Annotated in this window: 20 protein-coding genes and 1 pseudogene; 8 read left to right on the forward strand and 13 right to left on the reverse strand. The window is 61.9% G+C overall.

What is annotated here, in order from left to right; genetic code table 11:
* The first annotated feature begins 6 nt into the window (after positions 1-6).
* Both KI241_RS18125 and KI241_RS18130 read left to right on the forward strand, forming a co-directional pair.
* Positions 7-573: a CsiV family protein gene (locus KI241_RS18125; protein WP_042729265.1), complete on the forward strand. Its 567-nt coding sequence runs from the start codon at positions 7-9 to the stop codon at positions 571-573.
* Positions 574-584: 11 nt separating this feature from the next.
* Complete coding sequence (locus KI241_RS18130; RefSeq protein WP_047737764.1) at positions 585-3278, forward strand: DEAD/DEAH box helicase; 2694 nt, start codon at positions 585-587, stop codon at positions 3276-3278.
* Between the two features lie 116 nt (positions 3279-3394).
* Here the strand turns inward: KI241_RS18130 and nagZ are convergent, their stop codons facing one another.
* Complete coding sequence (nagZ, locus tag KI241_RS18135; protein ID WP_172679759.1) at positions 3395-4393, reverse strand: beta-N-acetylhexosaminidase; 999 nt, start codon at positions 4391-4393, stop codon at positions 3395-3397.
* 183 nt (positions 4394-4576) lie between these two features.
* Positions 4577-5284 carry a TetR/AcrR family transcriptional regulator gene (locus KI241_RS18140; RefSeq protein ID WP_047737767.1) on the reverse strand — a complete coding sequence of 236 codons (708 nt, stop codon included), beginning with the start codon at positions 5282-5284 and terminating at the stop codon, positions 4577-4579.
* A gap of 229 nt (positions 5285-5513) precedes the next feature.
* Between KI241_RS18140 and lexA the strand changes: the two are divergent.
* Both lexA and sulA read left to right on the forward strand, forming a co-directional pair.
* Positions 5514-6121: pseudogene (gene lexA, locus KI241_RS18145) on the forward strand (transcriptional repressor LexA).
* A gap of 10 nt (positions 6122-6131) precedes the next feature.
* Positions 6132-6605 (forward strand): SOS-induced cell division inhibitor SulA, encoded by a 474-nt coding sequence (gene sulA, locus KI241_RS18150; protein WP_042729270.1) that lies wholly within the window; start codon positions 6132-6134, stop codon positions 6603-6605.
* Between the two features lie 71 nt (positions 6606-6676).
* Here sulA and KI241_RS18155 read toward each other — a convergent pair whose 3' ends face one another.
* The 7 genes from KI241_RS18155 to KI241_RS18185 form a co-directional block, all read right to left on the reverse strand.
* Complete coding sequence (locus KI241_RS18155) at positions 6677-6910, reverse strand: hypothetical protein (protein ID WP_042729282.1); 234 nt, start codon at positions 6908-6910, stop codon at positions 6677-6679.
* A gap of 106 nt (positions 6911-7016) precedes the next feature.
* Positions 7017-7541, reverse strand: coding sequence for a DUF6586 family protein (locus tag KI241_RS18160; RefSeq protein ID WP_042729271.1), 525 nt, complete (start codon positions 7539-7541; stop codon positions 7017-7019).
* A 179-nt stretch (positions 7542-7720) separates the two neighbouring features.
* Positions 7721-10333: a type I DNA topoisomerase gene (topA, locus tag KI241_RS18165; protein WP_042729272.1), complete on the reverse strand. Its 2613-nt coding sequence runs from the start codon at positions 10331-10333 to the stop codon at positions 7721-7723.
* 115 nt (positions 10334-10448) lie between these two features.
* Positions 10449-10685 carry a DUF1653 domain-containing protein gene (locus tag KI241_RS18170; protein ID WP_042729273.1) on the reverse strand — a complete coding sequence of 79 codons (237 nt, stop codon included), beginning with the start codon at positions 10683-10685 and terminating at the stop codon, positions 10449-10451.
* Between the two features lie 109 nt (positions 10686-10794).
* Positions 10795-11970, reverse strand: coding sequence for an acetyl-CoA C-acyltransferase FadA (fadA, locus tag KI241_RS18175; protein WP_042729274.1), 1176 nt, complete (start codon positions 11968-11970; stop codon positions 10795-10797).
* 30 nt (positions 11971-12000) lie between these two features.
* Positions 12001-14148, reverse strand: coding sequence for a fatty acid oxidation complex subunit alpha FadB (gene fadB, locus KI241_RS18180; protein ID WP_042729275.1), 2148 nt, complete (start codon positions 14146-14148; stop codon positions 12001-12003).
* A gap of 488 nt (positions 14149-14636) precedes the next feature.
* Positions 14637-15074 carry a hypothetical protein gene (locus tag KI241_RS18185; RefSeq protein ID WP_042729276.1) on the reverse strand — a complete coding sequence of 146 codons (438 nt, stop codon included), beginning with the start codon at positions 15072-15074 and terminating at the stop codon, positions 14637-14639.
* A 101-nt stretch (positions 15075-15175) separates the two neighbouring features.
* Here KI241_RS18185 and KI241_RS18190 point away from each other — a divergent pair, with 101 nt between their 5' ends.
* Positions 15176-15616, forward strand: coding sequence for a universal stress protein (locus KI241_RS18190; protein WP_042729277.1), 441 nt, complete (start codon positions 15176-15178; stop codon positions 15614-15616).
* A gap of 135 nt (positions 15617-15751) precedes the next feature.
* Here KI241_RS18190 and KI241_RS18195 read toward each other — a convergent pair whose 3' ends face one another.
* Positions 15752-17671: an ATP-binding cassette domain-containing protein gene (locus tag KI241_RS18195; RefSeq protein ID WP_042729278.1), complete on the reverse strand. Its 1920-nt coding sequence runs from the start codon at positions 17669-17671 to the stop codon at positions 15752-15754.
* A gap of 223 nt (positions 17672-17894) precedes the next feature.
* Here KI241_RS18195 and KI241_RS18200 point away from each other — a divergent pair, with 223 nt between their 5' ends.
* Positions 17895-19823: a transglycosylase SLT domain-containing protein gene (locus tag KI241_RS18200; protein ID WP_212802838.1), complete on the forward strand. Its 1929-nt coding sequence runs from the start codon at positions 17895-17897 to the stop codon at positions 19821-19823.
* Positions 19824-20457: 634 nt separating this feature from the next.
* Here the strand turns inward: KI241_RS18200 and KI241_RS18205 are convergent.
* Complete coding sequence (locus KI241_RS18205; protein ID WP_212802839.1) at positions 20458-22230, reverse strand: ABC transporter transmembrane domain-containing protein; 1773 nt, start codon at positions 22228-22230, stop codon at positions 20458-20460.
* Positions 22231-22482: 252 nt separating this feature from the next.
* On the opposite strand from KI241_RS18205, the gene KI241_RS18210 reads away from it, so the two are divergent.
* Positions 22483-22662 carry a PA1571 family protein gene (locus KI241_RS18210; RefSeq protein WP_003199629.1) on the forward strand — a complete coding sequence of 60 codons (180 nt, stop codon included), beginning with the start codon at positions 22483-22485 and terminating at the stop codon, positions 22660-22662.
* A 53-nt stretch (positions 22663-22715) separates the two neighbouring features.
* Here KI241_RS18210 and pdxB read toward each other — a convergent pair whose 3' ends face one another.
* Entirely contained in the window at positions 22716-23858 is a 1143-nt protein-coding gene (gene pdxB, locus KI241_RS18215) for a 4-phosphoerythronate dehydrogenase PdxB (RefSeq protein WP_123579760.1), read from the reverse strand.
* Between the two features lie 283 nt (positions 23859-24141).
* On the opposite strand from pdxB, the gene KI241_RS18220 reads away from it, so the two are divergent.
* The gene (locus KI241_RS18220) at positions 24142-25545 is read left to right on the forward strand and encodes an MATE family efflux transporter (protein ID WP_047737776.1); all 1404 of its coding nucleotides are present in this window, start codon (positions 24142-24144) and stop codon (positions 25543-25545) included.
* Here the strand turns inward: KI241_RS18220 and tusA are convergent.
* A complete protein-coding gene (gene tusA, locus KI241_RS18225; protein ID WP_042732523.1) occupies positions 25542-25793 on the reverse strand; it encodes a sulfurtransferase TusA in 252 nt (83 codons plus the stop codon). The two genes, KI241_RS18220 and tusA, sit on opposite strands and share 4 nt — an antisense overlap.
* Positions 25794-25864: the final 71 nt, after the last annotated feature.

The following is a 25864-nucleotide window of genomic DNA, read 5'->3' on the forward strand; positions in this document are numbered from 1 at the left end:
CGCCACATGCGCCTGTTTCGCTCACTGACCTTGTTGATGACCCTGGTCGCTCCCCTGGCGTTTGCCGACGACCTGTATCAGGTTGAAATGATCCTGGTGCGGCAGAACGCGGAGCCGGCAATCATCAGCCGCGCCGCGCCGGAAGACTGGGACGCCGGCGCGCGACGCCTGGACGCCAATGCCCAACGCACACCGGCACTGGGCGCCATCGTGGAAAAACTCAACGCCAGCGGCCAATACACGGTATTGATGCACAAGGCCTGGCAGCAGAACGTCGGCGAACAGGGCAGCAAGATTGCCATCAGCGAGGGCACCGAACAGTTCGGGCAATTCCCCATCGAGGGCACCCTGGAACTGAAACTGGGCCGCTTCACCGACGTCGACGCCGACTTCTGGATCAACCAGATCGACGCCAATGGGCTGGTCACCGCCAGCGAACGCCTGAAACAGCAGAGTCACACCAAGAATGGCCAGCTGAACTTCCTCGACAATGGCCACCTTGGCCTGCTGATCAAGCTCACCTCGCTGACCGCGCCTGCACCCCGCCAGTCCCCTGACGTCATTCCGGACTGAGTGGCGCACCTATGCCCTCGCCCCTGAGCAAACCCCTGGCCCCTTCCTGGGTCAATCGATTCAAGGAACAGAGCCTGGAGCGTGGGCGCCGCTATGCGCTGGAAAACCGGGTCAGGATCGTCGAGGCCGGCGACAGCACCATCACCGCCAGTTGCGAAGGCTCTGGCAGTAGCGTCTACCGTCAGACCATTCGCCTCAAGGAGTCGGCCAAAGGCACGCTGATCCTGCTTGACGCCGCGTGCTCCTGCCCGGTGCGCATCAACTGCAAGCATTGCGCGGCGGTTCTTCTGCAAGTGCAGGAAACCCTGGCCTACCCGGCTGCCGAAAAAGACGCGCAGTTGCTGGAAAAACTCCAGTCGGTGCTGGACAACCGCAGCCCCAAGGCACCGCCCCAGGTGCTGGTGGACAACGTGCAACCACTGCCACGCCTGTGGCTGGCAAGCATCGAATTCAGCGCCTTCGAGCCGCGCAACGGTAAGATGCAACGCTACATCCAGCACCGTGCGGCGCTGTCCTTCAGCTACTTGGGCGAGTATGTCAGCGGCCAACGCAACAGCGACGTGCTGCTGCGCCAGGAAACCCAGACGCTGCGGATAAAGCGCCATACCGATGTGGAACAGTCCTACCGCGAACAACTGCGAATCCTCGGATTCAAGGTCGCGACCCGACAGAGCAAGGCGTTGCCGGAAAGCGCCGGCGAGCTGTATGAGATGGTCAACGACAGCGCCTGGTTGACCTTCACCCTCAATGACCTGCCCAAGCTTCGTGAGCAAGGCTGGGAGTTGCAGATCGACGAGGAATTCGGCTTCGACCTGACCGCCGTGGATGACTGGTATGCCACGGTGGAGGAAACGCCGGAGCGGGACTGGTTCGACCTCGAGCTGGGGATCATCGTCAACGGCGAACGCCTGAGCCTGCTGCCAATCCTGTTGAACCTGATGCGCTCGCACATCGAGCTGTTCAACCCGGAACGCCTGGCCAGGCGCCGCGACGACGAGCTTATCCTGGTCAACCTGCCCTCTCGCCCGAACGCCGAGTTCGGCCCGCAACAAGTGGCCCTGCCCTACGGTCGGCTGAAACCGGTACTGGCGACCCTGGGCGAGTTCTACCTGCAAGAGCCCGGCACCACCAAGCTGCGCTTGAACAGCGCGGACGCCTTGCGCCTGAACCCGCTGCAAGACATGCCGCTGAGTTGGGAAGGCGGCGAATACATTCGTGGCCTCGCCCAACGCCTGCGCGACATCAAGGACTACACCGCCGCCGCGCCCGAAGGCCTGAACGCGACGCTGCGGCCCTACCAGCTCGAAGGCCTGAGCTGGATGCAGTCGCTGCGCCAGCTGGAGGTCGGCGGCATCCTGGCGGATGACATGGGCCTGGGCAAAACCCTACAGACCCTGGCGCACATTCTCAGCGAAAAAAATGCCGGGCGCCTAGACCGGCCGTGCATGGTGGTGATGCCCACCAGCCTGATTCCCAACTGGCTCGACGAAGCGGCCCATTTCACGCCGCAGCTCAAGGTGCTGGCCCTGTATGGCGCCGGGCGCAAGAAACACTTCGAGCGACTGGCCGACTACGACCTGGTCCTCACCACCTATGCGCTGCTGCCCAAGGACGTCGAGCGCCTGGCTGCACAGCCGCTGCATGTGCTGATCCTCGATGAGGCCCAATACATCAAGAATCCCACCAGCAAGGCCGCCCAGGCCGCCCGTGAGCTCAATGCGCGGCAACGGCTGTGCCTGTCCGGCACACCGCTGGAAAACCACCTGGGTGAACTCTGGTCGCTGTTCCACTTCCTGTTGCCGGGCTGGCTCGGGGACGTCAAGAGCTTCAACCGCGATTACCGGACCCCCATTGAAAAGCGCGGCAGCGACGTCAGATTGCAGCACCTCAACGGTCGGATAAAACCTTTCCTGCTGCGCCGGACCAAGGAGCAAGTGGCGACCGAGTTGCCACCCAAGACCGAGATCATCCATTGGGTGGAACTCAGCGACGCCCAGCGGGACGTCTACGAAACCATGCGCCTGGCCATGGACAAGAAAGTGCGCGACGAAATCACCCGCAAAGGCGTCGCCCGCAGTCAGATCATCATCCTCGAAGCGTTGCTCAAGCTCCGCCAGGTGTGCTGCGATCTGCGCCTGATCAACGATGCCGCCCTCCCCACCCGAGGCAGCACTTCGGGCAAGCTCGACAGCCTGATGGGCATGCTGGAGGAACTGTTCGAAGAAGGCCGGCGGGTGCTGCTGTTTTCCCAGTTCACCTCGATGCTGGCGCTGATCGAAGATGAGCTGAAGAAACGCGGCGTCGACTACGCCATCCTGACCGGACAGACCCGCGACCGACGCACCCCCGTCAAGGAATTCCAGAGCGGCAAGCGTCAGATTTTCCTGATCAGCCTGAAGGCCGGCGGCGTAGGCCTGAACCTGACCGAAGCCGACACGGTGATTCACTACGACCCATGGTGGAACCCGGCCACCGAAAACCAGGCGACCGACCGCGCTTACCGTATCGGCCAGGAAAAACCGGTGTTCGTCTACAAATTGATTGCCCGGGGCACGGTAGAAGAAAAGATTCAGCTGCTGCAAAAGGAAAAATCCGACCTCGCCGCCGGCGTCCTGGATGGACGCGTGGCCGGCGACTGGAAGTTGCAGAGCGACGATATCGAAGCGCTGTTTGCGCCGTTGCCGGACAAGCTGGAAAAGCGCTGAGGCAGCGCAGTGTTGCGTTGGCCTTGATGGCGCCTGCTCGCGAATTCGGGAGGTCAGTCGCCACGGTACTGACTGACCTCAATCCTTGCGGGCAACCTGCCCCAGCCCAGCGCCCCTCAATCGATCAATTGCGCCGCTTTCAACGCCCCGACCGCGGTCAGCCAGCGAGGGTCCTGGCGGTACTCGGTGGAGGCAAAGGCGCGGCCGCGCATCCGGGCGATCCGCGCCGAAGGCGTGACCTTCAAGCGCTGGGCGGCACTCAAGGCCAACTCGGCGGCCGCGCGATCGTTGCACACCAGGCCCATGTCGCAACCGGCCGTCAAGGCGGCTTCGATACGACTGGCAGCATCGCCCACCACATGGGCGCCGGCCATCGACAGGTCATCGCTGAAAATCACCCCGTCAAAACCCAGCTCGCCGCGCAGGATATCCTGCAGCCAGCGCCGGGAAAATCCGGCCGGGTTGGGATCGACCTGAGGATAGATCACATGGGCCGGCATGACCGCCGCCAGTTGCTGGCTGAGCCTGGCAAAGGGTACCAGATCGTTGGCGCGGATCTGTTCCAGGCTACGTTCGTCGTTGGGGATCGCCACATGGGAATCCGCCTCGGCCCAACCGTGCCCGGGGAAATGCTTGCCGGTGGCGGCCATTCCGGCGGCGCTCATGCCACGGATGAAGGCCCCGGCCAATAGGGCTGCGCGCTCGGGATCACCTTCGAAGGCGCGACTGCCGACGACCGCGCTGCGCTGGTAATCGAGGTCCAGCACCGGCGCGAAGCTCAGGTCCAGGCCAACCGCCAGCACCTCGGTCGCCATGATCCAGCCGCACTGCTCGGCCAGGTATTCGGCATTCGGGTTATCGGCGATGGCCCGCATCGCCGGCAAGCGTACGAAGCCCTGGCGCAGGCGCTGGACGCGGCCGCCTTCCTGATCCACCGCCAGCAGGAGGTCGGGCCGGATGGCACGGATCGACGCGCTCAACTCCCGCACCTGACGCGGGTGCTCGATGTTGCGGGCAAAAATGATCAGGCCACCCACTTCGGGCTGACGCAACAAGTGGCGATCTTCGGCCGTCAGCCAGGTACCGGCGACGTCCACCATCAACGAGCCTTGCAGGCCAGCAGTCATAGGATTTCCTTGATAAAGATGAACCCGCGCGGCAACACACACGCAACAACACTGCCAGGAGCCAGGCCCGGCAGGTCGCGGTGACGCAATGGAAGATAGGACGGATTCGAAACGAGAGTCGGCATGGGCGGCTAGCTTAGCGGATGTAGGCCGCTGCGCCCACCCATGCCCTTACGCCTTGGCGAGCGCCGGGGCGGATTTGCTGCGCGGGCGCAATTGCGCGGCCGCCATGGCTTCATCGGTCACGCCGGTTTCGGCGCGCATGCCGGCAGCCAAAAACGGCACCATCAGCCGCATCACCTGCTCAATCGAGGTGTTCACGCCGAAATCGGTTTCCGCGATGGCTCGCAGCGCCTTGATACCGGACATGCTGAACGCGGCGGCGCCGAGCATGAAGTGCACGCGCCAGAACAACTCGATCGGCGGGATACGCGGCGCCGCCTCATTGACCAGCAACATGTAACGGCGGAACACCTTGCCGTACATGTCTTCCAGGTAACGCCGCAAGTGCCCCTGGCTCTGGCTGAACGCCAGGCCCAACAGGCGCATGAAGATGGACAGGTCGTTGCCGCTGCGAGGTTGCACGACAAGGGCTTGCTCGACCAGGATTTCCAACAGCTCTTCCAGGGTCGGCTTGACCTCGGGCTTGGCCTGGCGACGCTCCAGCTCGCGGTCGAGGCTCAGGCAGAACGGCCCGAGGAAGCGCGAGAACACGGCCTGGATCAAGGCCTTTTTCGAACCGAAGTGATAGTTCACCGCCGCCAGGTTGACCCCGGCCTTGCTGGTGATCAGGCGCAACGAGGTTTCGGCGAAACCTTTTTCCGCGAACAACTGCTCGGCAGCATCGAGGATGCGTTCAACGGTTTCCGACTGGGCCATGACTACTCCGCCTGACAAACACTTGTTTGAAACATACGTTTCAGCCTGTGGGTTGTCAAGTCTGCCGGGGCGTTTTGCGAACGCCCGGTCAGCTATTTAACCACACCTTTGAACGGGCTGTAGCCATGGCGCGGGCGACCGTCCAGCGCCTGGTGAAAAAAGGAGGATTGCCAAGCGTCGCCCACTGTATATAATCCCAGTCACTGTATAAAAAGACAGAGCGATCAATATGCTAAAGCTGACGCCACGCCAAGCAGAGATTCTGGCCTTCATCAAACGTTGCCTCGAAGACAACGGCTACCCGCCGACCCGTGCGGAAATCGCCCAGGAACTGGGGTTCAAGTCGCCTAATGCGGCTGAAGAACACCTCAAGGCGCTGGCCCGCAAGGGTGCAATCGAAATGACCCGGGGGCCTCCCGCGGCATTCGTATCCCGGGCTTCGAAGCCAAGGCCGACGACACTACCCTGCCGATCATTGGTCGCGTGGCCGCCGGTGCTCCCATCCTCGCCGAGCAACACGTCGAGGAATCCTGCAACATCAATCCTTCGTTCTTCCACCCGCGAGCTGATTACCTGCTTCGGGTACACGGCATGAGCATGAAGGACATCGGCATCTTCGACGGCGACCTGCTGGCCGTTCATACCACTCGCGAAGCCCGTAATGGCCAGATCGTGGTGGCGCGCATCGGCGACGAGGTGACCGTCAAGCGCTTCAAGCGCGACGGCAGCAAGGTCTGGTTGATTGCCGAGAACCCCGAGTTCGCGCCTATCGAAGTAAACCTGAAAGATCAGGACCTGGTCATCGAAGGCTTGAGCGTCGGCGTGATCCGCCGCTAAAGGAGGCTTTATGCAATTCCCTCACACCCCACAACACACACAACTGCCGCTGTTCGAGGCATTCATGGCCCAACCGCTGGTTCCAGTCCTGAAAGAGGTCATCGAATCGCCCTGGGGCGTCGAACCCGAGGCTTTCAGCGAACTGTCGTTACGGGGTGCAGCCGGGAATTGCCTGAACCTGCTCGCGCCGATCCTGCGAGAGTTGAGCCAGGACCAGGATGCTCGCTGGTTGACGCTGATCGCCCCACCGGCCAGCGTCACCCAAGCCTGGTTGCGCGATGCCGGCCTGAATCGCGAACGGATCCTGCTGCTTCAACCACGCGGGACCCAAAGCGCGCAACAATTGACCTGCGAAGCGTTGCGCCTGGGCCGTAGCCATACCGTCGTCAGCTGGATCAATCCGTTGACCGCGACCGCGCGGCAACAATTGATCAGCGCCGCTCGCACCGGGGACGCACAAAGCTTGAATATTCGATTGGGCTAAGGCAAGCGCAGGGCTTCTCCAGAACAGAGAAGCCGGTCAGTACAGTGCTTCTAAAAAGCCGACGGACGGGATCAATGAAGAACCCGAGGGCCCTCTTCCTTGTTGAGGTCGCCTTCAACCAGGCGCCCCGCCATCTGGACACCCACGCTCAGCATCGCCTTGGCGACCTCGACGTGCTGGCCCTGAAGGAATGCCTTGGCGTCTTCGGAGAAGTTCAGCGTCACCAGGGAACCCTCATCCTCGGCCCTGCGCAGCTCGATGCGGCCATCAGGAAGTTCGACAATTTCTAGAAAGGACGTAGGCATAAAAGTCTGTTCTCCACGAAAGGCGAGGATTATATAGTCATCGGAACCGCTTCGCTCGGGATCTTGACCAAGCGTTGTCAGCGAATGTCTTGGGCCGAGCCGTAACTCAGCACTCATTCAGCCCTTCGCGAAAGCGTAGTGCCAGGCTCTTGAGGTTCTGCCGCCAGCTTTCCAGCTCCTCCCGGCTCAACACCTGCTCAGGCTCTTCTTCGTCCAGGTTGACCGCCACGATCAACGGCTGGGTCACGTCCCCCTTGGGCTTGCGAGGGGCCCGTGGCGGCTGGAAGAGCGCCGCATGGGCAGCCAACAGTTTCGCCAGCCAGGTTTCCGGGTTGTGGGCCAGCTCGACCATTTCGGCCAATTCCGGGATGGCGAGGGTTTCCAGCACTTCGCGGGTCAGCAGTTGTTCGGCCCGGGACGCATTCGCTTGCGGCAGGCGATAGAACCCCGCAATTTCATGGCACAACCCCAATAGAGCACCGTAAAGGTGGAACAGCACGGACTCACGCCCCGCCTGCAGCAGCGCCGGGGAATTCATCGCGCGCCCATCCTCGGCCCTGGCGAGCGCTTCGAGCGACAGGCCGGCGAAATAAATCTTTTGATTGGTGCGGGTATAGAGTTCGTGGGCCATGGCGGCACCTCTCCAACAAAATAAAAGCGTCACGCAAGGGCGACAGTGTCGTGGATCGACCGAAGGCCCGCAAGCCAAAAACAGGAAGGCCGCATGAAAACCCCGGGGTTGTCATGCGGCCTTCCTGTTCACTGGGGCTTACAAGAGGGTTCTCACCCGACAAGCAGCCGCCCTATCGGTCAGCGCTTGTCTTCAACGGTCCACTTGCCACCGTCGTAGAACGCCTTCCAGCCGGTTGGCTTGCCATCGACCTCGGTCTGCACGTACTGCTCCTTGGTCTTGCGGCTGTAGCGGATGACCGCCGGACGACCCTCCGGGTCCTTCTGCGGGGCTTCGCAGAGGAAATGGTACTTCGGATCGATCTCGTCCTTGTGCGGCACGATCTCCATCACCAGTGGCGCACGGGTCTCGCGGTTTTTCGGGAACTGGCTGGCCGCCAGGAACAGACCGGAAGCACCATCACGCAGGATGTAGGTGTCGTTGACCTTCTCGCACTGGAGTTCGGGCATCTTCACCGGGTCCATCTTCGGTGGCGCCGCATCGCCGCTCTTGAGCAGCTTGCGGGTGTTCTTGCAGGTTGGGTTGGTGCAACCGAAGAACTTGCCGAAACGACCGGTCTTGAGCTGCATCTCGCTGCCGCACTTGTCGCACTCCAAGCTAGGGCCTTCGTAGCCCTTGATGCGATAGGAGCCCTCTTCGATCTCGTAGCCGGCACAGTCCGGGTTGTTGCCGCAGATGTGCAACTTGCGCTTTTCATCCAGCAGGTAGGCGTCCATCGCCGTGCTGCAGATCGGGCAGCGATGCTTGCCACGCAGCACCAAGGATTCGGACTCCCCCTCGTCGTCCGCGGCGATTTCATCGCCAGGTACCAGGTTGACGGTCGCCTTGCAGCGCTCCTTGGGCGGCAGGCTGTAGCCCGAGCAACCGAGGAACACGCCGGTGGACGCTGTGCGGATCTGCATCGGACGACCGCAGGTCAGGCATGGAATGTCGGTCATGACCGGCTGGTTCGCCCGCATGCCACTTTCCGGGCTTTCGGCCACTTCGAGTTTTTTCTTGAAGTCGCCGTAGAACTCGTCAAGCACATTTTTCCAGTCGCGCTCGCCCTGGGCCACGTCGTCGAGGTTCTCTTCCATGCCGGCGGTGAAGCCGTAGTCCATCAGGTTCGAGAAGCTCTCGGACAGGCGCTCGGTAACGATGTCACCCATCTTTTCCGAATAGAACCGACGGTTGTGCAGCGCCACATAGCCACGATCCTGGATGGTGGAAATGATCGCCGCATAGGTCGAAGGACGACCGATACCACGTTTTTCCATTTCCTTGACCAGGCTGGCTTCCGAATAGCGAGCCGGCGGCTTGGTGAAATGCTGGGTCGGATCAAGCTTGATCAGCTTCATCACGTCGCCCTGGGCCATGTCCGGCAGGACGTCGTCATCCCCAGGCTTGGTGATTTGCGGCATGACGCGGGTGTAGCCGTCGAACTTGAGGATGCGGCCCTTGGCGCGCAGCTCGAAATCGCCAGCACCCACGCTGACCGTCGTCGACAGGTATTGCGCCGGCAGCATCTGGCAGGCCAGGAACTGGCGCCAGATCAGCTCGTAGAGACGCTCGGCATCGCGCTCCATGCCAGACAGCTTGCTTGGCTCGGTATTGGCGTCGGACGGACGAATCGCTTCGTGAGCCTCTTGTGCGCCTTCCTTGCTGCTGTAGACGTTGGGCGTGTCCGGCAGGTATTTCTTGCCGAACTCGCTTTCTATATAAGTGCGCGCCATCGCCACGGCATCGGCCGAGAGGTTGGTCGAGTCGGTACGCATATAGGTGATGTAGCCGGCTTCGTACAGACGCTGGGCCATCATCATGGTTTTCTTCACGCCAAAGCCCAGGCGGTTGCTCGCGGCCTGTTGCAGCGTGGAGGTAATGAACGGCGCCGACGGCTTGCTGCTGGTCGGCTTGTCCTCGCGCTTGACGATGCTGTAGCTGGATGCCTTGAGCTTCTCCAGCGCGGCCATGGCCTGGGCTTCATTGAGCGGCTTGAAGGCCTCGCCCTTCTCGCGGGCCACTTCGAAGCGCACGGTAGCGCCCTTGGCGGTGCCGAGGTCGGCGTGGACTTCCCAGTATTCCTCGGGGATGAACGCACGGATTTCCCGCTCGCGCTCCACCACCAGCTTGACCGCCACGGACTGTACGCGCCCGGCCGACAAGCCGCGGGCGATCTTGGCCCACAGCAGCGGCGAGACCATGTAGCCCACTACGCGATCGAGAAAGCGCCGTGCCTGCTGGGCGTTGACCCGGTGGATATCCAGCTCGCCCGGCTGGGAGAAGGCTTCCTGGATCGCCTTCTTGGTGATTTCGTTGAACACCACGCGCTTGTAGCGGCTGTCATCCCCACCGATGGCTTCGCGCAGGTGCCAGGCAATGGCTTCCCCTTCGCGGTCCAAGTCCGTCGCGAGATAGATGGTGTCGGCGTCCTTGGCGAGCCGACGCAGTTCTTCGATGACCTTTTCCTTGCCTGGGAGGATCTCGTACTTGGCTTTCCAGCCGTGTTCCGGATCAACCCCCATGCGCGAGACCAGCTGCTTGCGCGCCTTGTCTTTCGGCGACAGCGCCGGCGCTTCACCGGCAGCCGCCTTGCCGCGCTTGGCGGCTGGCTCCTTGCTGGCGCTAGCCGAACCGCTGGTGGGCAGGTCTCGGATATGGCCGATACTCGACTTCACCACGTATTGGTTGCCCAGATACTTGTTGATGGTCTTGGCCTTAGCCGGGGATTCCACAATGACCAGCGATTTGCCCATGGATCAGAAAATTCCTGAATGCTAAAAAGTGAAAGGCGGTTGGCGCCTGACGCGGCACCGCTATATATAGTGGCTGCAAGGTGAGGTCAAGCGCAGGGTTGCCCGCAGGTTGGCCTCAACGCTTGGGAAAAATGCTTTCCTCGGCCTGCACCAAAGCAAAGCGTGGCACCTGTTCGCCGTCAACCTCGACGGACTCCTGGAACATGCTCAAGGGACGCACCCAGAAGCCGTAATCGCCATACAGGGCTTGATAGAAGACCACTTCTTCCTCGGTCTCGGAATGCCGCGCAATACTGAATACGCGGTACTGCGGACCCTTGTAATGTTGGTAGAGCCCAGGTTGTATCGGCATGCTTTGGCCCTCACTGAATTTTTTTCAAAATAAAAACAAAATTTCTTTCTACTAAACCCGGAAAAACAAAAACCGGGGCACTTGGCCCCGGCTTCCATCGACGCAACGCTTAGACGCGTTCGAAGACAGTGGCGATGCCCTGGCCGAGACCAATGCACATGGTGGACACGCCAAACGTGCCGCCGTTCTGTTTCATCACGTTGAGCAACGTGCCGGAGATACGCGCACCGGAGCAACCGAATGGGTGGCCCAGGGCGATCGCGCCGCCGTGCAGGTTAACCTTCTCGTTCATCTTGTCGAGCACTTTCAGATCTTTCAGCACCGGCAGGGCCTGTGCGGCGAACGCTTCGTTGAGCTCGAAGAAGTCGATATCGGAGATGCTCAGGCCGGCACGCTTCAAGGCTTTCTGCGTGGCCGGTACCGGACCATAACCCATGATCGCCGGGTCCACACCCGCCACGGCCATGGAGCGAATTACCGCCATCGGCTGGATGCCCAGGTCTTGGGCACGCTGGGCCGACATCACGATCATGCACGAGGCACCGTCGGTGATCTGCGACGACGTACCGGCAGTCACGGTGCCACCCTTCGGGTTGAACGCCGGCTTGAGGGTCGCCAGGCTTTCCAGGGTGGTTTCCGGACGAATGGTTTCGTCGTAGTCGAACAGCTTCAGGAAGCCGTTCTCGTCATAGCCCTGCATCGGGATGATTTCGTCCTTGAACTTGCCTTCCACGGTCGCCTTGTGGGCGAGCTGGTGGGAGCGCACGCCGAAGGCGTCCTGCTGCTCACGGGTGATGCCGTGCATCTTGCCGAGCATTTCCGCGGTCAGGCCCATCATGCCCGAGGCTTTCGCCGCGTACAGCGACATGTGCGGGTTCGGATCGACGCCGTGCATCATGCTCACGTGGCCCATGTGCTCGACACCGCCGACGACGAACACGTCGCCGTTGCCGGTCATGATCGCCTGGGCGGCGGTGTGCAGCGCGCTCATGGACGAACCGCACAGGCGGCTGACCGTCTGGCCGGCTGCCGTGTGAGGAATCTGGGTCATCAGCGACGCCATGCGGGCGATGTTCCAGCCCTGCTCCAGGGTCTGGTTCACGCAGCCCCAGATCACGTCCTCGACTTCATTGGGGTCGACCTTGACGTTGCGTTCCAGCAGTTTGCTGATCAGGTGCGCCGACATGTCTTCGGCGCGGGTGTTGCGGTGCATGCCGCCCTTGGAGCGGCCCATCGGCGTACGACCGAAGTCGACAATCACGACGTCTCTAGGATTCAAGCTCATAAATGTTCTCTCGCTCTAGTCGTTGGGCGCTTAACCGAAGAAGCTCTGGCCGTTCTTGGCCATTTCACGCAGCTTCGCGGTCGGGTGGTACAGCGCGCCCAGATCAGCGTACTGGTCAGCCAGGGCAACGAACTCGGCCACACCGATCGAATCGATGTAGCGCAGCGCACCGCCACGGAATGGAGGGAAGCCGATACCGTAGACCAGGCCCATGTCGGCTTCGGCAGCCGTTTCGACGATGCCGTCTTCCAGGCAACGCACGGTTTCCAGGCACAGCGGGATCATCATCCAGTTGATGATGTCCTCGTCAGTGACCTCGCGCTGCTCGTAGACGATCGGCTTGAGCACTTCCAGCACCGACGGATCGGCGACTTTCTTCTGCTTGCCGCGCTTGTCGGTCTCGTAGGCATAGAAGCCCTTGCCGTTCTTCTGGCCCAGGCGCTTGGCTTCATAAAGCACGTCGACAGCCGAACGACGGTCGTCTTTCATGCGGTCCGGGAAGCCTTCGGCCATGACGTCGCGACCGTGGTGGCCAGTGTCGATGCCGACCACGTCCATCAGGTACGCCGGGCCCATCGGCCAGCCGAATTTTTCCATGATCTTGTCGATGCGCACGAAGTCCACGCCCGCGCTGACCAGCTTGGCGAAACCGCCAAAGTACGGGAACAGCACGCGGTTGACCAGGAAGCCCGGGCAATCGTTGACGACGATCGGGTTCTTGCCCATTTTCTTGGCGTAGGCCACGGTGGTGGCAATCGCCTGCTCGCTGGACTTCTCGCCACGGATCACTTCCACCAGCGGCATCATGTGCACCGGGTTGAAGAAGTGCATGCCGACGAAGTTTTCCGGGCGCTTGAGGGCCTTGGCCAGCAGCGAAATGGAGATGGTCGAGGTGTTCGACGCGAGGATGGTGTCCTCTTTGACCTTGTCTTCGACTTCAGCCAGTACCGCCTGCTTGACCTTCGGGTTTTCCACGACCGCCTCGACCACCAGGTCGACATGGCCGAAATCGCCGTAGGACAGGGTCGGACGAATGCCGTTGAGCACTTCGGCCATCTTCGCAGCGGTCATGCGACCTTTATCGACGCGACCCACCAGCAGCTTGGCTGCTTCGGCCAGGCCCTGCTCGATCCCGTGCTCGTTGATGTCCTTCATCAGGATCGGCGTGCCCTTGGACGCCGACTGGTAGGCGATACCACCACCCATGATGCCGGCACCGAGTACGGCTGCCTGCTTCACGTCACGGGCGATCTCGTCGTAGGCCTTGGCCTTTTTCTTCAGTTCCTGATCATTGAGGAACAGGCCGATCAGGCTCTGTGCAGCCGAGGTCTTGGCCAGTTTGACGAAGCCGGCGGCTTCGACTTCCAGGGCCTTGTCGCGACCGAAGTTCGCGGCTTTCTGGATGGTCTTGATCGCTTCGACCGGGGCTGGGTAGTTCGGGCCAGCCTGGCCGGCAACGAAGCCCTTGGCGGTTTCGAAGGCCATCATCTGCTCGATGGCGTTGAGCTTGAGTTTTTCCAGCTTCGGCTGGCGCTTGGCCTTGTAGTCGAACTCGCCGCTGATGGCGCGCTTGATCGTCTCAAGGGCCGCAGCCTGGAGCTTGCCAGGTTCAACCACGGCGTCCACGGCGCCGACTTTCAGCGCGTCTTCGGCACGGTTTTCCTTGCCGGCGGCAATCCACTCGATGGCGTTGTCGGCACCGATCAGGCGCGGCAGGCGCACGGTCCCGCCGAAGCCTGGGTAGATGCCCAGCTTGACTTCCGGCAGGCCGATCTTGGCGGTGGTGGACATGACGCGGTAGTCCGCCGCCAGGCACATTTCGAGGCCGCCACCCAGGGCGATGCCGTTGATGGCCACGACGGTCGGTACGTTGAGGTCTTCGAAATCGCTGAAAATGCGGTTGGCTTCGAGGTTGCCAGCGATCAGCTCGGCATCGGGCAGCTTGAAGTTGTCGACGAATTCGGTGATGTCGGCGCCGACGATGAACACGTCCTTGCCGCTGCTGACGATCACACCCTTGATCGAAGCATCTGCCTTGATAGTGTCCACGGCCTGACGCAGTTCATTCAGGGTAAGACGGTTGAACTTGTTGACGGACTCACCCTTGAGATCGAACTTCAGTTCGACGATGCCACTTTCAAGAGCCTTAACCGTGATGGCTTTACCTTCGTAAATCATCAACTGATCTCCACGATATGGAAGCTGAACAGTACACGTTGAACGCTGACCGCTGGTTGGGCATTGACGTTACCGTCGATGCTACGCCAATCCGCCAGGCACACCCGTCAACGCGATAGTCGGGTTCTGTAGGAACGTTCTGAAAATACAAACGCTCAATTCATACGCCCGTTTGATTTGGGTACGTCACCTTCACGGAATTTCCGACAATTGTCAATCGCCCTAAACAGAGGGCGCGAACACGACTTTACGGTCATTTTCGTACCGTACGGATCCGCAACACCCGGCCGCATGAGCAGCCATTCATAAGATCAATTATTAGAAAAGTCGCCCTAATCCCGGGCAAAGCCGGCACAACCGACTACGCTGTCGCAAACACGCTGCAATTGTTCGAGCAAGGGCGTTACGAACGAACGCCCGGAAATGACATTTGATTACCGGCCTGCCTGGCCAACCCGCCCGATGAGTCTGTCGGGCTTTTTTACGACTCAGGCCAGGGCCTTGAGCACCTCGGCAATATGCTGCAAAACACTGGTTTCGCCCTTTTCGCCCCAATACAAGGCGATCATTTGACGATCAGCCTCGACCTTGTAGACGTTGGCCGGCAACTTTTCGAAATGCACGAGCAACGCCTCATCCTGGCAAACCTCTCGCCACTGGTTGACCCACACGCCGGGCGCGGACTGCCAGTAACTCCAGCTGTCCGGCTGCTTGCCGCGCCGCGGCCGATGGTACTGGGCACAAGGGTTTGGCGGCTGCTGGCCGAGCCAGTGAGGCCATTCCTGCGGCGCCAGCTGCATGGCCAGGCCAAGGCGCCGTGCCTCCATGCGCAGGGCCATCCGACCACTCTGAACACGGGAGGGCCGCAACCATGCCAGAGGACTTAACACCACCAACAGGATTGACACCACTATCCAGACCGTCATATTCGTACTCCCGAATTTTGAGGAGCCATTGACCTGCGTCGCCGTCAATGCGCTTGAAACCAGCCATACTTACCGTATCGCAATTCTCTGGAGTGCCTTCCATGTACTACGAACACGTTCTGGTCGCCGTCGACCTCACTGAAGAATGCGATCCCGTCGTCAAGCGCGCCCTCGCCCTTTGCGAAGGCCGGGAGACCAAGCTGTCGCTGGTGCACATCGTCGAGCCGATGGCCATGGCCTTTGGCGGCGACGTTCCCATGGACCTGTCCCAATTGCAGCAACAGCAATTCGACCAGGCCAAGGAGCGTCTTGACCGGCTGATCGTGAAGTACCCGGCGCTGAAAAAGGAATTCAGTCACTTGACCTACGGCCAACCGCGCCAGGAAATCCATCACCTGGCCAAGGAACAGGGTTGCGACCTGATCGTCGTCGGCAGCCATGGCCGCCACGGCCTGGCACTTCTGCTGGGCTCCACCGCCAACGACGTGCTGCATGGCGCACCGTGCGATGTGCTGGCGGTGCACCTGATCAAGCGCAGCTGATTCACCAAGGAACTCAGCTCAATGACCGTGGCGAGGGAGCTTGCTCCCGCTGGGCTGCGTAGCAGCCCCTGGCGGTGAGTGCCTCGCCCTCAGGCGGCAGCAAATCCCCTCGCCACGGTCATTGAGCGTGCGGGCTCAAGCGTCCAGCTCGGCCCAACGCTCGACCAATGCATCCAGCTCGGCCTGCAGTTGCTCCAGGTGCGCAATCACTTTGGCGGTTTCAGCAGCAGGTCGCTGGTAGAACCCGGTGTCGGCCATCTCGGCTTCCACCGCTGCGATCTGCTGCTCCTTCGCATCGATATCACCGGGCAAGGCTTCCAGCTCACGCTGCAGCTTGTAGCTGAGTTTCTTCTTCACCGGGGCCGGAGCGGCGGCAGCGGGCACCGGGGCCGGCTCGGCCTTGACCACGGCCGAGTTCAGGTCGGCCTTGCCGGACTTGCTCTCGGTCACGCCCAGAAGACGCGGCGAACCGCCCTGGCGCAGCCAGTCCTGGTAACCGCCAACGTATTCGCGAACCCGGCCTTCGCCTTCGAACACCAGGGTGCTGGTGACCACGTTGTCGAGGAATGCCCGGTCGTGACTGACCATCAGCACCGTGCCATTGAAGGTCAGCAGCACTTCTTCCAGCAGTTCCAGGGTTTCCACGTCCAGGTCGTTGGTCGGTTCGTCGAGCACCAGCAGGTTCGCCGGCTTGCTGAACAGCTTGGCCAGCAGCAAGCGCGCGCGCTCGCCACCCGACAGCGCCTTGACCGGCGTGCGGGCCCGCTGCGGGCTGAACAGGAAGTCGCCCAGATAGCTCAATACATGGCGGCTCTGGCCATCGATCTCGATGAAATCGCGGCCTTCGGCCACGTTGTCGATCACGGTTTTTTCCAGATCCAACTGATGGCGCAACTGGTCGAAGTAGGCCACGTCGATCTTCGTGCCCTCTTCCACCTTGCCACTGCTCGGGACCAGGCCACCGAGCATCAGCTTGAGCAGAGTGGTCTTGCCGGTGCCGTTGGCACCCAGCAGGCCGATGCGGTCGCCACGCTGCAGGACCATGGAAAAATCCTTGACCAGGAACGGCCCGCCGGGATGGGCGAAGCTGACGTTCTCCAGCACCATGACCTGTTTGCCGGATTTTTCGGCCGTTTCCAGTTGGATATTGGCCTTGCCGGTGCGCTCACGGCGTTCGCTGCGCTCCACGCGCAGCGCCTTGAGGGCACGTACCCGGCCTTCGTTACGGGTACGACGGGCCTTGATACCCTGGCGGATCCAGACTTCTTCCTGGGCCAGGCGCTTGTCGAACAGGGCGTTGGCGGTCTCTTCCGCCGCCAGCACGGCTTCCTTGTGCACCAGGAAGCTGGCGTAGTCGCCGTTCCAGTCGATCAGGCCGCCACGGTCCAGCTCAAGGATGCGGGTGGCCAGGTTTTGCAGAAAGGAACGGTCGTGGGTGATGAACAACACCGCACCCTGGAAGTCCTTCAAGGCTTCTTCAAGCCAGGCAATCGCACCGATGTCCAGGTGGTTGGTCGGTTCGTCGAGCAGCAGCAGGTCCGGCTCGGACACCAGGGCCTGGGCCAGCAAAACGCGACGACGCCAGCCGCCGGACAATTCGGCGAGGGTCTTGTCGGCCGGCAGTTGCAGGCGGCTCAGGGTGCTGTCGACCAGTTGCTGCAGACGCCAGCCATCACGGGCTTCGAGGTCCTGCTGGACGTGCATCAGCTTGTCCAGGTCCGCGTCGGTGACGATGTTCTGGCTCAGGTGGTGATATTCGGCCAGCAGCGCGCCGACACCGTCGAGGCCCTCGGCAACCACGTCGAACACGGTCCGCTCGTCGGCTACCGGCAGTTCCTGAGGCAGTTCGCCGATTTTCAGGCCTGGCGCACGCCAGACCGAGCCGTCATCGGGCTTCTGATCGCCCTTGACCAGCTTCATCATGCTGGACTTGCCAGTGCCATTGCGGCCGATGATGCACACCCGCTCACCACGGGCGATCTGCCAGGACACCTTGTCCAACAACGGCATCGCGCCGAAAGCAAGGGACACATCGCTGAATTTGAGCAGGGTCATGAGCTTCTCCAAAAACCGGGCGCGCATTCTACCTGAGAAGCGCCCGGCCAGGGCCGCCAATTTCGTCGCCAATGCGCCCTTTAGCGGTTATGCCGCACAAATGTTGCGAACTGATACCAACGGCCCCGCAAAGCTTTCGCCGGTTGCTGGCAAAAGGCTAAGCTACAGACAGTTACCCCAGGTTCCCCCTGGGCTTGTCATGTTTTTTCTGCCCGGATGTCTCATGCGCAGTCGCCTTTTCAGTGTTCTATCGTGTCTATTTGTCTGTGCCACTGCCGTTCAATCCGCCCAGGCCGTGGATATTTCTACCCAGCGCCAGTATTACGATGAGGCCAAGCGGGCCTTGGCCAAGGGCGATTCGGGCCCCTACTTGCGCTACAGCCAGGCCCTGCGTGACTATCCGCTGGAACCGTACCTGGCCTACGACGAACTGACCGCTCGCCTCAAGAGCGCCAGCAACGCCGAGATCGAGAAATTCCTCGCCGAACACGGCGACCTGCCCCAGGCCAACTGGATGAAATTGCGCTGGTTGCGCTGGCTGGCCGAACGCGGCGACTGGGACACCTTCGTCAAGTACTACGACCCCAAGCTCAATTTCACCGAACTGGACTGCCTCAACGCGCAGTACCAGCTCAACCATGGCTTGAAGGCCGAAGGTTATGCCAATACCGAAAAACTCTGGCTCACCGGCAAGTCCCAGCCCGACGCCTGCGACACCCTGTTCGGCGTGTGGGCAGCCCAGGGCCAGTTGACCGAACAGAAGCGCTGGGAGCGCGCCAAACTCGCCGCCCAGGCGCGTAATTACCCATTGGCCAACAGCCTGGTCAATGCCATGACCACCCTCGCCCCCCGTGGCAGGTTGCTGGTGGACGTGGCGCAGAAACCCGAATTGCTCAACCAGCCGTCGCGCTTCCTGCCGGCCGACGAACCGATGTCCGATATCGTCAGCCTGGGCCTGCGTCGCCTGGCACGCCAGGACCCGGACAAAGCCATGGCCCTGCTGGACGGCTATGCCAGCACCATGCGTTTTTCCCGGGATGAGAAAGTCGCGATCGCCCGGGAAATCGGCCTGACCCTGGCCAAGCGTTTCGACAGTCGCGCCCTGGCCGTGATGACCCAGTACGACCCGGAACTGCGGGACGATACTGTTTCCGAATGGCGCCTGCGCCTGCTGCTGCGCCTGGCTCGCTGGGACGACGCCTATCAATTGACCCGCCGCCTGCCCGAGTCGCTGGCCAGCACCAACCGCTGGCGCTACTGGCAGGCCCGCACCCTCGAACTGGCCCAACCCCAGAACCCCGAGGCACTGACGCTCTACAAGCACTTGGCCCGCGAGCGCGACTTCTACGGTTTCCTGGCCGCTGACCGCTCCCAGTCGCCCTACTCGCTCGTCAACAAGCCACTGGTGATGAGCCAGGCGCTGATCAACAAAGTACGCAACACCCCTGGCGTGCGCCGTGCACTGGAATTCCACGCCCGCGGCGACATCGTCGATGGACGCCGCGAGTGGTACCACGTCAGCCGGCATTTCAATCGGGACGAAATGGTCGCCCAGGCCAAACTGGCCTACGACCTGAAGTGGTATTTCCCGGCCATCCGTACCATCAGCCAGGCCAAGTACTGGGACGACCTGGACATCCGCTTCCCGATGGCCCACCGCGACACGCTGGTGCGCGAAGCCAAGGTCCGCGGCCTGCATTCAAGCTGGGTGTTCGCGATCACCCGCCAGGAAAGTGCCTTCATGGACGACGCCCGCTCCGGCGTCGGTGCTGCCGGCCTGATGCAACTGATGCCCGGCACGGCCAAGGAAACCGCACGCAAGTTCAGCATTCCGCTGGCCTCGCCGCAGCAAGTGCTGAACCCGGACAAGAACATCCAGCTTGGCGCGGCCTACCTGAGCCAGGTCCACAGCCAGTTCAACGGCAACCGCGTCCTGGCCTCGGCGGCCTACAACGCCGGCCCAGGCCGCGTGCGCCAGTGGCTGCGCGGCGCCGACCACCTGAGCTTCGACGTCTGGGTCGAAAGCATCCCCTTCGACGAAACGCGCCAATACGTGCAGAACGTCTTGTCGTACTCGGTGATCTACGGCCAAAAACTCAACTCACCGCAGCCGTTGGTGGACTGGCATGAGCGGTATTTTGATGATCAGTGATTATTAGCGGAAGCTGTTGCTGAGAAGAAAAATGCCCGCATCGAAAGATGCGGGCATTTCTTTTTGCTCGCTTGCTGGACCCTGTGGGAGCGGGCTTGCCCGCGAAGAAGCCTGGCCTATCCAGCATCTCCATCGACTGACCCACCGCCTTCGCGGGCAAGCCCGCTCCCACAAGGGATGTATGGTGAACACACATCCTGTGCCCGCCAACGATCAACCTGTGGGAGCGGGCTTGCCCGCGAAGAGGCCCGGCCTGTCAAACATCTCCATCGACTGACACACCGCTTTCGCGAGCAAGCTCGCTCCCACAAGGGATCTACGGTGAACACACATCCTGTGCCCACCCACGATCAACCTGTGGGAGCGGGCTTGCCCGCGAAGAGGCCCGGCCTGTCCAACATCTCCATCGACTGACACACCGCTTTCGCGAGCAAGCTCGCTCCCACAAGGGATCTACGGTGAACACACATCCTGTGCCCGCCAAGGATCAACCTGTGGGAGCGGGCTTGCCCGCGAAGAGGCCCGGCCTGTCCAACATCTCCATCGACTGACACACCGCTTTCGCGAGCAAGCTCGCTCCCACAGGAGTCCTTTGGTGAACCTGAATCCGCGAACACTCAGGAGCCTGCTGTGCTTAGTCGGTCGCCGCTTCTACCCCCACATTGAACTGCAACGCCGCCAACCGCGCATACAGCGCGTTGCTGGCGACCAGTTCCTGGTGGGTTCCCACGGCAACGACCTTGCCCTGATCCATCACTGCGATCCGGTCGGCGTTCTTGACCGTGGCCAGGCGGTGGGCGATGACCAGGGTGGTGCGGTTTTTCATCAGGCTCGGCAGGGCTTGCTGGATCAGGTGTTCACTTTGCGCATCGAGGGCGCTGGTGGCTTCGTCCAGCAGCAGGATCGGCGCGTCCACCAACAGCGCCCGGGCGATCGCCAGGCGCTGGCGCTGACCGCCGGATAACCCCAGGCCACCGTCGCCCAAGTGGGTTTGATAGCCGTCGGGCATTTTCTCGATAAAGTCGTGGGCGTGGGCGATCTGCGCGGCTTCGCGCACCTGCTCGGACGTCGCCTGTGGATTGCCGTAACGGATATTTTCTTCAACCGTGCCAAAAAACAGCGCCGGGTTTTGCGAAACCAGGGCGAAATGGCGACGCAGGTCCAAGGGGTCGAGTCGGGTCAGCGGCACATTGTCGATGAGAATCTGCCCCTGCGCCGGGTCGTAGAAGCGCAGCAACAGGTCATACACCGTCGACTTGCCCGCCCCGGAAGGCCCGACCAGGGCCAGTGTCTCGCCAGCCTGGACGGTCAGGTCGAGGCCATCGACCGCGTAGCTGTCCGGTCGGGACGGATAGGAAAAACGCACGCCCTCCAGGCACAGATCGCCTCGGACCCGTTCCGGCAGCGTCACCAGACCGGTGCTCGGCGGCTGGATGATGTTCTCCGAACGCAGCAACTCGGCGATACGCTCCGCCGCGCCAGCCGCCCGTTGCAACTCGCCGATCACCTCGCTCAGGGTTCCGAAGGCACTGCCGACGATCAGGCTGTAGAACACGAAGGCCGCCAGTTCGCCACCAGAGATACGCCCGGCGATCACGTCCATGCCGCCCACCCACAACATCACACCCACTGCCCCCAGGACCAGTACGATCACCAGGGTGATCAGCCAGGACCGCTGGACGATACGTTTGCGTGCGGTATCGAAAGCCTGCTCCACTGTGACGGAAAAACGTTGCTCATCCTGGACCTGGTGGTTGTAGGCCTGCACGGTCTTGATCTGGCCAAGGGTTTCGGAAACATAGCTGCCAACGTCGGCGATGCGGTCCTGGCTCTGGCGCGAGAGGCTGCGCACCCGGCGACCGAACAGCAGGATCGGCGCCAGCACCAACGGCAGCGCGATCACCACGATGCTGGTCAGCTTGGGGTTGGTGACGAACAGCAGCACGATGCCGCCCACCACCATCAAGGCGTTGCGCAGGAACAAGGACAGCGACGAGCCGATCACCGACTGCAGCAACGTGGTGTCGGCGGTCAGGCGCGACTGGATTTCCGAACTGCGGTTGTTTTCGTAGAAGCCCGGGTGCAGGTATACCAAATGGTTGAAGACCTGCCGGCGGATGTCGGCCACCACCCGCTCGCCGATCCACGACACCAGATAGAAACGGGCAAAGGTGCCCATCGCCAGCGCGATCACCAACACCATGAACAGGCCGATGGACTGATTGAGCAGGTGCGGTGATCGGGTCATGAAGCCCTGGTCCACCAGCAATCGGATGCCTTGCCCCATGGACAGGGTGATGCCGGCAGTGACAACGAGTGCCAACAATGCGCCAGCCACTTGCTTGCGATACGGCGCGATGAAGCCGCTGGCCAGGCGTATGGCACGGCGATGTTGGGAAGAAAGCATCAGAAACGTCCGATAAAGGGAAAAAGGCCGCCAACGGCATCGAAAAACAAGGGAACCAAGTTGAATCAGAATGAGTCCGGTTGAATATGACCGCAACGACTAGCGGCTAGATGTTATCGGTCTAAAGTCTGGCTGGAAACGCGACTGTGTTTCTGGTTGAGTACAGGTGTCGCCATGAACCCACAAGGAGTGTCATGGCTCGGTCACCTGGCGACATTACAGTAGGCACACAACCTGATGAGGAGACAGGCCATGTCCTTGCAACACAGCAGCGACGACAAGATCCAAGTAATCCGCACGCAACCGGACCAGTCCCTGGGCTGTTCGTTCATCGATGCCCAAGGGCGCGAAGTACCGATCACCGAGGACATGATCCAGAAGGCTTGCAGTGAACTGGAAAAACGACTGGTCAAACCTGCCGAACAAAAGTGATACAGCCCGTCTTCGCCTGAACCCGACCTTGGTGTCGGGTTTTTTGTGCCTGATTACAACAGGGTGGCGCCCAGCGCGGTCACGATCTGTTGCAAGGCCGGCGACTGCCCTTCGATAGCCACGTTCAAGCTGTCGATCTCCCGGCGCGGCGGATAGTGCTTGCGCAACGCATCAAAGGCGCTGCGCTGCTCACTGACCGTGCCCACCAGGCTGCGGCGAAAATCCGCATCGTCGCGGCGCGGGTCGTACACACCGCGGCACAGCGCGGCCAGGGCCCAGGCGGGGTCGGTGTCGGCATCCAGGGTGACACCGCCAAGCCAGGGCCGGGGCAGCAGGTCGCTCAGGCTGACAGCCACCGGTTGTTGCAGGAAATCGCACAAGGCCTGGTAGATCTGCGCCGTGCCGCGCTGGCGGCCATCGAGACTGTAGCCGGCAATGTGCGGGGTGGCGATGACGCACAGGTCGGCCAGGTCCACGTCCACGGTCGGCTCCTGCTCCCAGACGTCCAGCACCGCTTGCAGGTCTTCGCGCTCCAGCAGCACCTCGCGCAACGCCGCATTGTCGATCACCGGGCCACGGGCGGCATTGATGAGCCAGGTCCCGGGCTTGAGCCGGTTCAAACGCGCTTCGTCGAACAGGTGCCAGGTCGGTTGCTCGCCGTCACGGGTCAGCGGTGTGTGCAGGCTGATGACATCGCACTGCTCGATGATCTGCTCCAGGCTGACATAGTCACCGCCCTCGGCGGCCTGGCGCGGTGGGTCGCAGACCTTCACGGTCCAGCCCAGCCCCTGGAGCACCTTGATCAAGCGCCCGCCCACCTGGCCCGCGCCGACCACGCCGAAAGTCCGTTGCTCAAGGTTCGCGCCCTCGATTTCAGCCAGGGCCATGAGGCTGCCCAGCACGTAGTCCACCACGCCCCGGGCATTGCAGCCCGGAGCACTGGCCCAACGGATCCCGGCTTCGGCGAAATACTCCAGGTCCAGGTGATCGGTGCCGATGGTGCACGTGCCCACGAAGCGTACCCGGCTGCCTTCCAGCAGCGCTCGATTGACCTGGCTGACCGAGCGCACCAGCAGCACATCGGCCTGCTCGACCATCGCCCGATCGATCCCCCGCCCGGCCACTCGGCGGATTTCACCGAAACCTTGGAAAAATGCATCGAGCAGGGGGATGTTTTCGTCGGCGACGATCAGCATGGCGAAGCTCCTGTGGCGGGGTGGGCAGTGTAGGCGCTCCGGTAGGTCTGCGCATTACCAAGAGCGAATGATGTTGTGGCGAGGGGATTTATCCCCGCTCGACTGCAAAGCAGTCGCAATGATAGCAAGGGGTGCTACGCACCCAACGGGGATAAATCCCCTCGCCACAAAAACTCACGCGCCGAGTGCATGATTACAAATCCCTAACACAGGTTTTTTCCTGACCACTGCGTCAACGCGTAGAATTCGCCGCCTTGCGCTTATTCTTTCGGACGCTTCGCCTGTGAAACCTGTGATCGACACACCCGCCCTCCTCTCCCGCCCGGCCCGGGTCCGCCTGGAGTTCAAGACACTGCTAGCCCTGGCATTGCCGATCATGGTGGCGCAACTGGCGACCACCGCCATGGGCTTCGTCGATGCGGTGATGGCCGGCCGTGTCGGCCCGCGGGACCTGGCGGCGGTGGCGCTGGGCAATTCGATCTGGGTGCCGGTGTTCCTGTTGATGACCGGTACGTTGCTGGCCACCACCCCGAAAGTCGCCCAGCGCTTTGGCGCCGGCGCGTTTGGCGACATCGGCCCGCTGGTGCGCCAGGCACTGTGGCTGGCGCTGGTGGTGGGGCTGATCGCCACGCTGGCGTTGTTCAGCGCCGAGCCGATCTTGCACATCATGAAGGTCGATCCCGAACTGATCGGCCCGTGCATGGAGTACCTGCGCGGCATCGGCACCGGCCTTCCGGCGGTGGCGCTGTATCACGTACTGCGCTGCTTCAGCGATGGCCTGGGACGCACCCGGCCAGCGATGGTGCTGGGGTTGTGCGGGCTGGCACTGAACATTCCGCTCAACTACATCTTCATTTATGGGCACCTGGGCGTGCCGGCCATGGGCGGCGTCGGTTGCGGCTGGGCCACGGCCATCGTGATGTGGGTCATGGCCCTGGGCATGGCCGGTTGGGCCCGATGGGCGCCGGCCTATCAATCGAGCCATCTGTTCAGCCGTTTCGACTGGCCGCAGTGGGCCGTCATCCAGCGCCTGCTCGGCATCGGCCTGCCGATTGGTATCGCAGTATTCGCCGAGTCGAGTATTTTCGCGGTGATTGCATTGTTGATCGGCAGCCTTGGCGCCACCGTGGTCGCCGGGCACCAGATTGCCCTGAACTTCAGCTCCCTGGTGTTCATGATCCCCTACTCCTTGGGCATGGCCGTGACGGTTCGGGTCGGTCAGGCACTGGGACGCGCCCAGCCCCGTGAAGCGCGCTTCGCCGCGGGCGTGGGCATGGGCACCGCGCTGGCGTATGCATGCCTGTCGGCGAGCCTGATGTTCGCCCTGCGCGGCCCCATCGCCGCGATCTATACCGCCGACCCGGTGGTGATCGAGGTCGCGTCGATGCTGATCGTCTACGCGGCCCTGTTCCAGTTTTCCGACGCGATCCAGGTGACGGCGGCGGGCGCGCTGCGTGGCTATCAGGACACGCGGGTGACGATGATCCTGACGTTGTTTGCCTATTGGGGCATCGGCCTGCCGGTGGGCTATGCCCTCGGCCTCACCGACTGGCTCGGCGCGGCCAGCGGCCCGAGCGGGTTGTGGCAGGGTTTGATCGTAGGCTTGAGCTGCGCGGCGCTGATGCTGTCGATCCGCCTGGCACGCAGCGCACGCCAGCAGATTCGCATCAGCCGTACGCGAGGCTAGGCGAGTTTCTTGCGGATCCAGTAGCGGTAGGTGCCATCCACTTCGTCCTGGCCCACCAGTTCGTGGTCGAGAAACACACAGAACTTGGGGATGTCGCGACGCGTCGAGGGATCGGTGGCGATCACTTTCAGCAGCCCGCCAGGCACCAGGTCGCGGATGTGTTGGTGCAGCATCATCACCGGCTCGGGGCAATTGAGGCCGGTGGCATCCAGCGTGCCGTCGACCGGTGTGTCGTTCATTTCACTCATGTTCTACTCCAGATACTGACCGGCATTGTCGCGCAATGCCGGGGCTCTTAACAAATGCGCCTAGCCACAGA

Source organism: Pseudomonas sp. Cab53 (genome assembly GCF_018325965.1).
Lineage (GTDB): Bacteria > Pseudomonadota > Gammaproteobacteria > Pseudomonadales > Pseudomonadaceae > Aquipseudomonas > Aquipseudomonas chlororaphis_E.

Coding starts and splice junctions, on each gene's coding strand:
- KI241_RS18125 (WP_042729265.1), top strand. CDS start 7: ATGCGCCTGTTTCGCTCACTGACCTTGTTGATGACCCTGGTCGCTCCC.
- KI241_RS18160 (WP_042729271.1), bottom strand. CDS start 7,541: ATGGCCCACGAACTCTATACCCGCACCAATCAAAAGATTTATTTCGCC.
- KI241_RS18195 (WP_042729278.1), bottom strand. CDS start 17,671: ATGACCCTGCTCAAATTCAGCGATGTGTCCCTTGCTTTCGGCGCGATG.
- KI241_RS18155 (WP_042729282.1), bottom strand. CDS start 6,910: ATGCCTACGTCCTTTCTAGAAATTGTCGAACTTCCTGATGGCCGCATC.
- KI241_RS18185 (WP_042729276.1), bottom strand. CDS start 15,074: ATGACGGTCTGGATAGTGGTGTCAATCCTGTTGGTGGTGTTAAGTCCT.
- KI241_RS18130 (WP_047737764.1), top strand. CDS start 585: ATGCCCTCGCCCCTGAGCAAACCCCTGGCCCCTTCCTGGGTCAATCGA.
- KI241_RS18190 (WP_042729277.1), top strand. CDS start 15,176: ATGTACTACGAACACGTTCTGGTCGCCGTCGACCTCACTGAAGAATGC.
- topA (WP_042729272.1), bottom strand. CDS start 10,333: ATGGGCAAATCGCTGGTCATTGTGGAATCCCCGGCTAAGGCCAAGACC.
- KI241_RS18210 (WP_003199629.1), top strand. CDS start 22,483: ATGTCCTTGCAACACAGCAGCGACGACAAGATCCAAGTAATCCGCACG.
- KI241_RS18140 (WP_047737767.1), bottom strand. CDS start 5,284: ATGGCCCAGTCGGAAACCGTTGAACGCATCCTCGATGCTGCCGAGCAG.
- fadA (WP_042729274.1), bottom strand. CDS start 11,970: ATGAGCTTGAATCCTAGAGACGTCGTGATTGTCGACTTCGGTCGTACG.
- tusA (WP_042732523.1), bottom strand. CDS start 25,793: ATGAGTGAAATGAACGACACACCGGTCGACGGCACGCTGGATGCCACC.
- KI241_RS18200 (WP_212802838.1), top strand. CDS start 17,895: ATGCGCAGTCGCCTTTTCAGTGTTCTATCGTGTCTATTTGTCTGTGCC.
- KI241_RS18170 (WP_042729273.1), bottom strand. CDS start 10,685: ATGCCGATACAACCTGGGCTCTACCAACATTACAAGGGTCCGCAGTAC.
- pdxB (WP_123579760.1), bottom strand. CDS start 23,858: ATGCTGATCGTCGCCGACGAAAACATCCCCCTGCTCGATGCATTTTTC.
- sulA (WP_042729270.1), top strand. CDS start 6,132: ATGCAATTCCCTCACACCCCACAACACACACAACTGCCGCTGTTCGAG.
- KI241_RS18205 (WP_212802839.1), bottom strand. CDS start 22,230: ATGCTTTCTTCCCAACATCGCCGTGCCATACGCCTGGCCAGCGGCTTC.
- fadB (WP_042729275.1), bottom strand. CDS start 14,148: ATGATTTACGAAGGTAAAGCCATCACGGTTAAGGCTCTTGAAAGTGGC.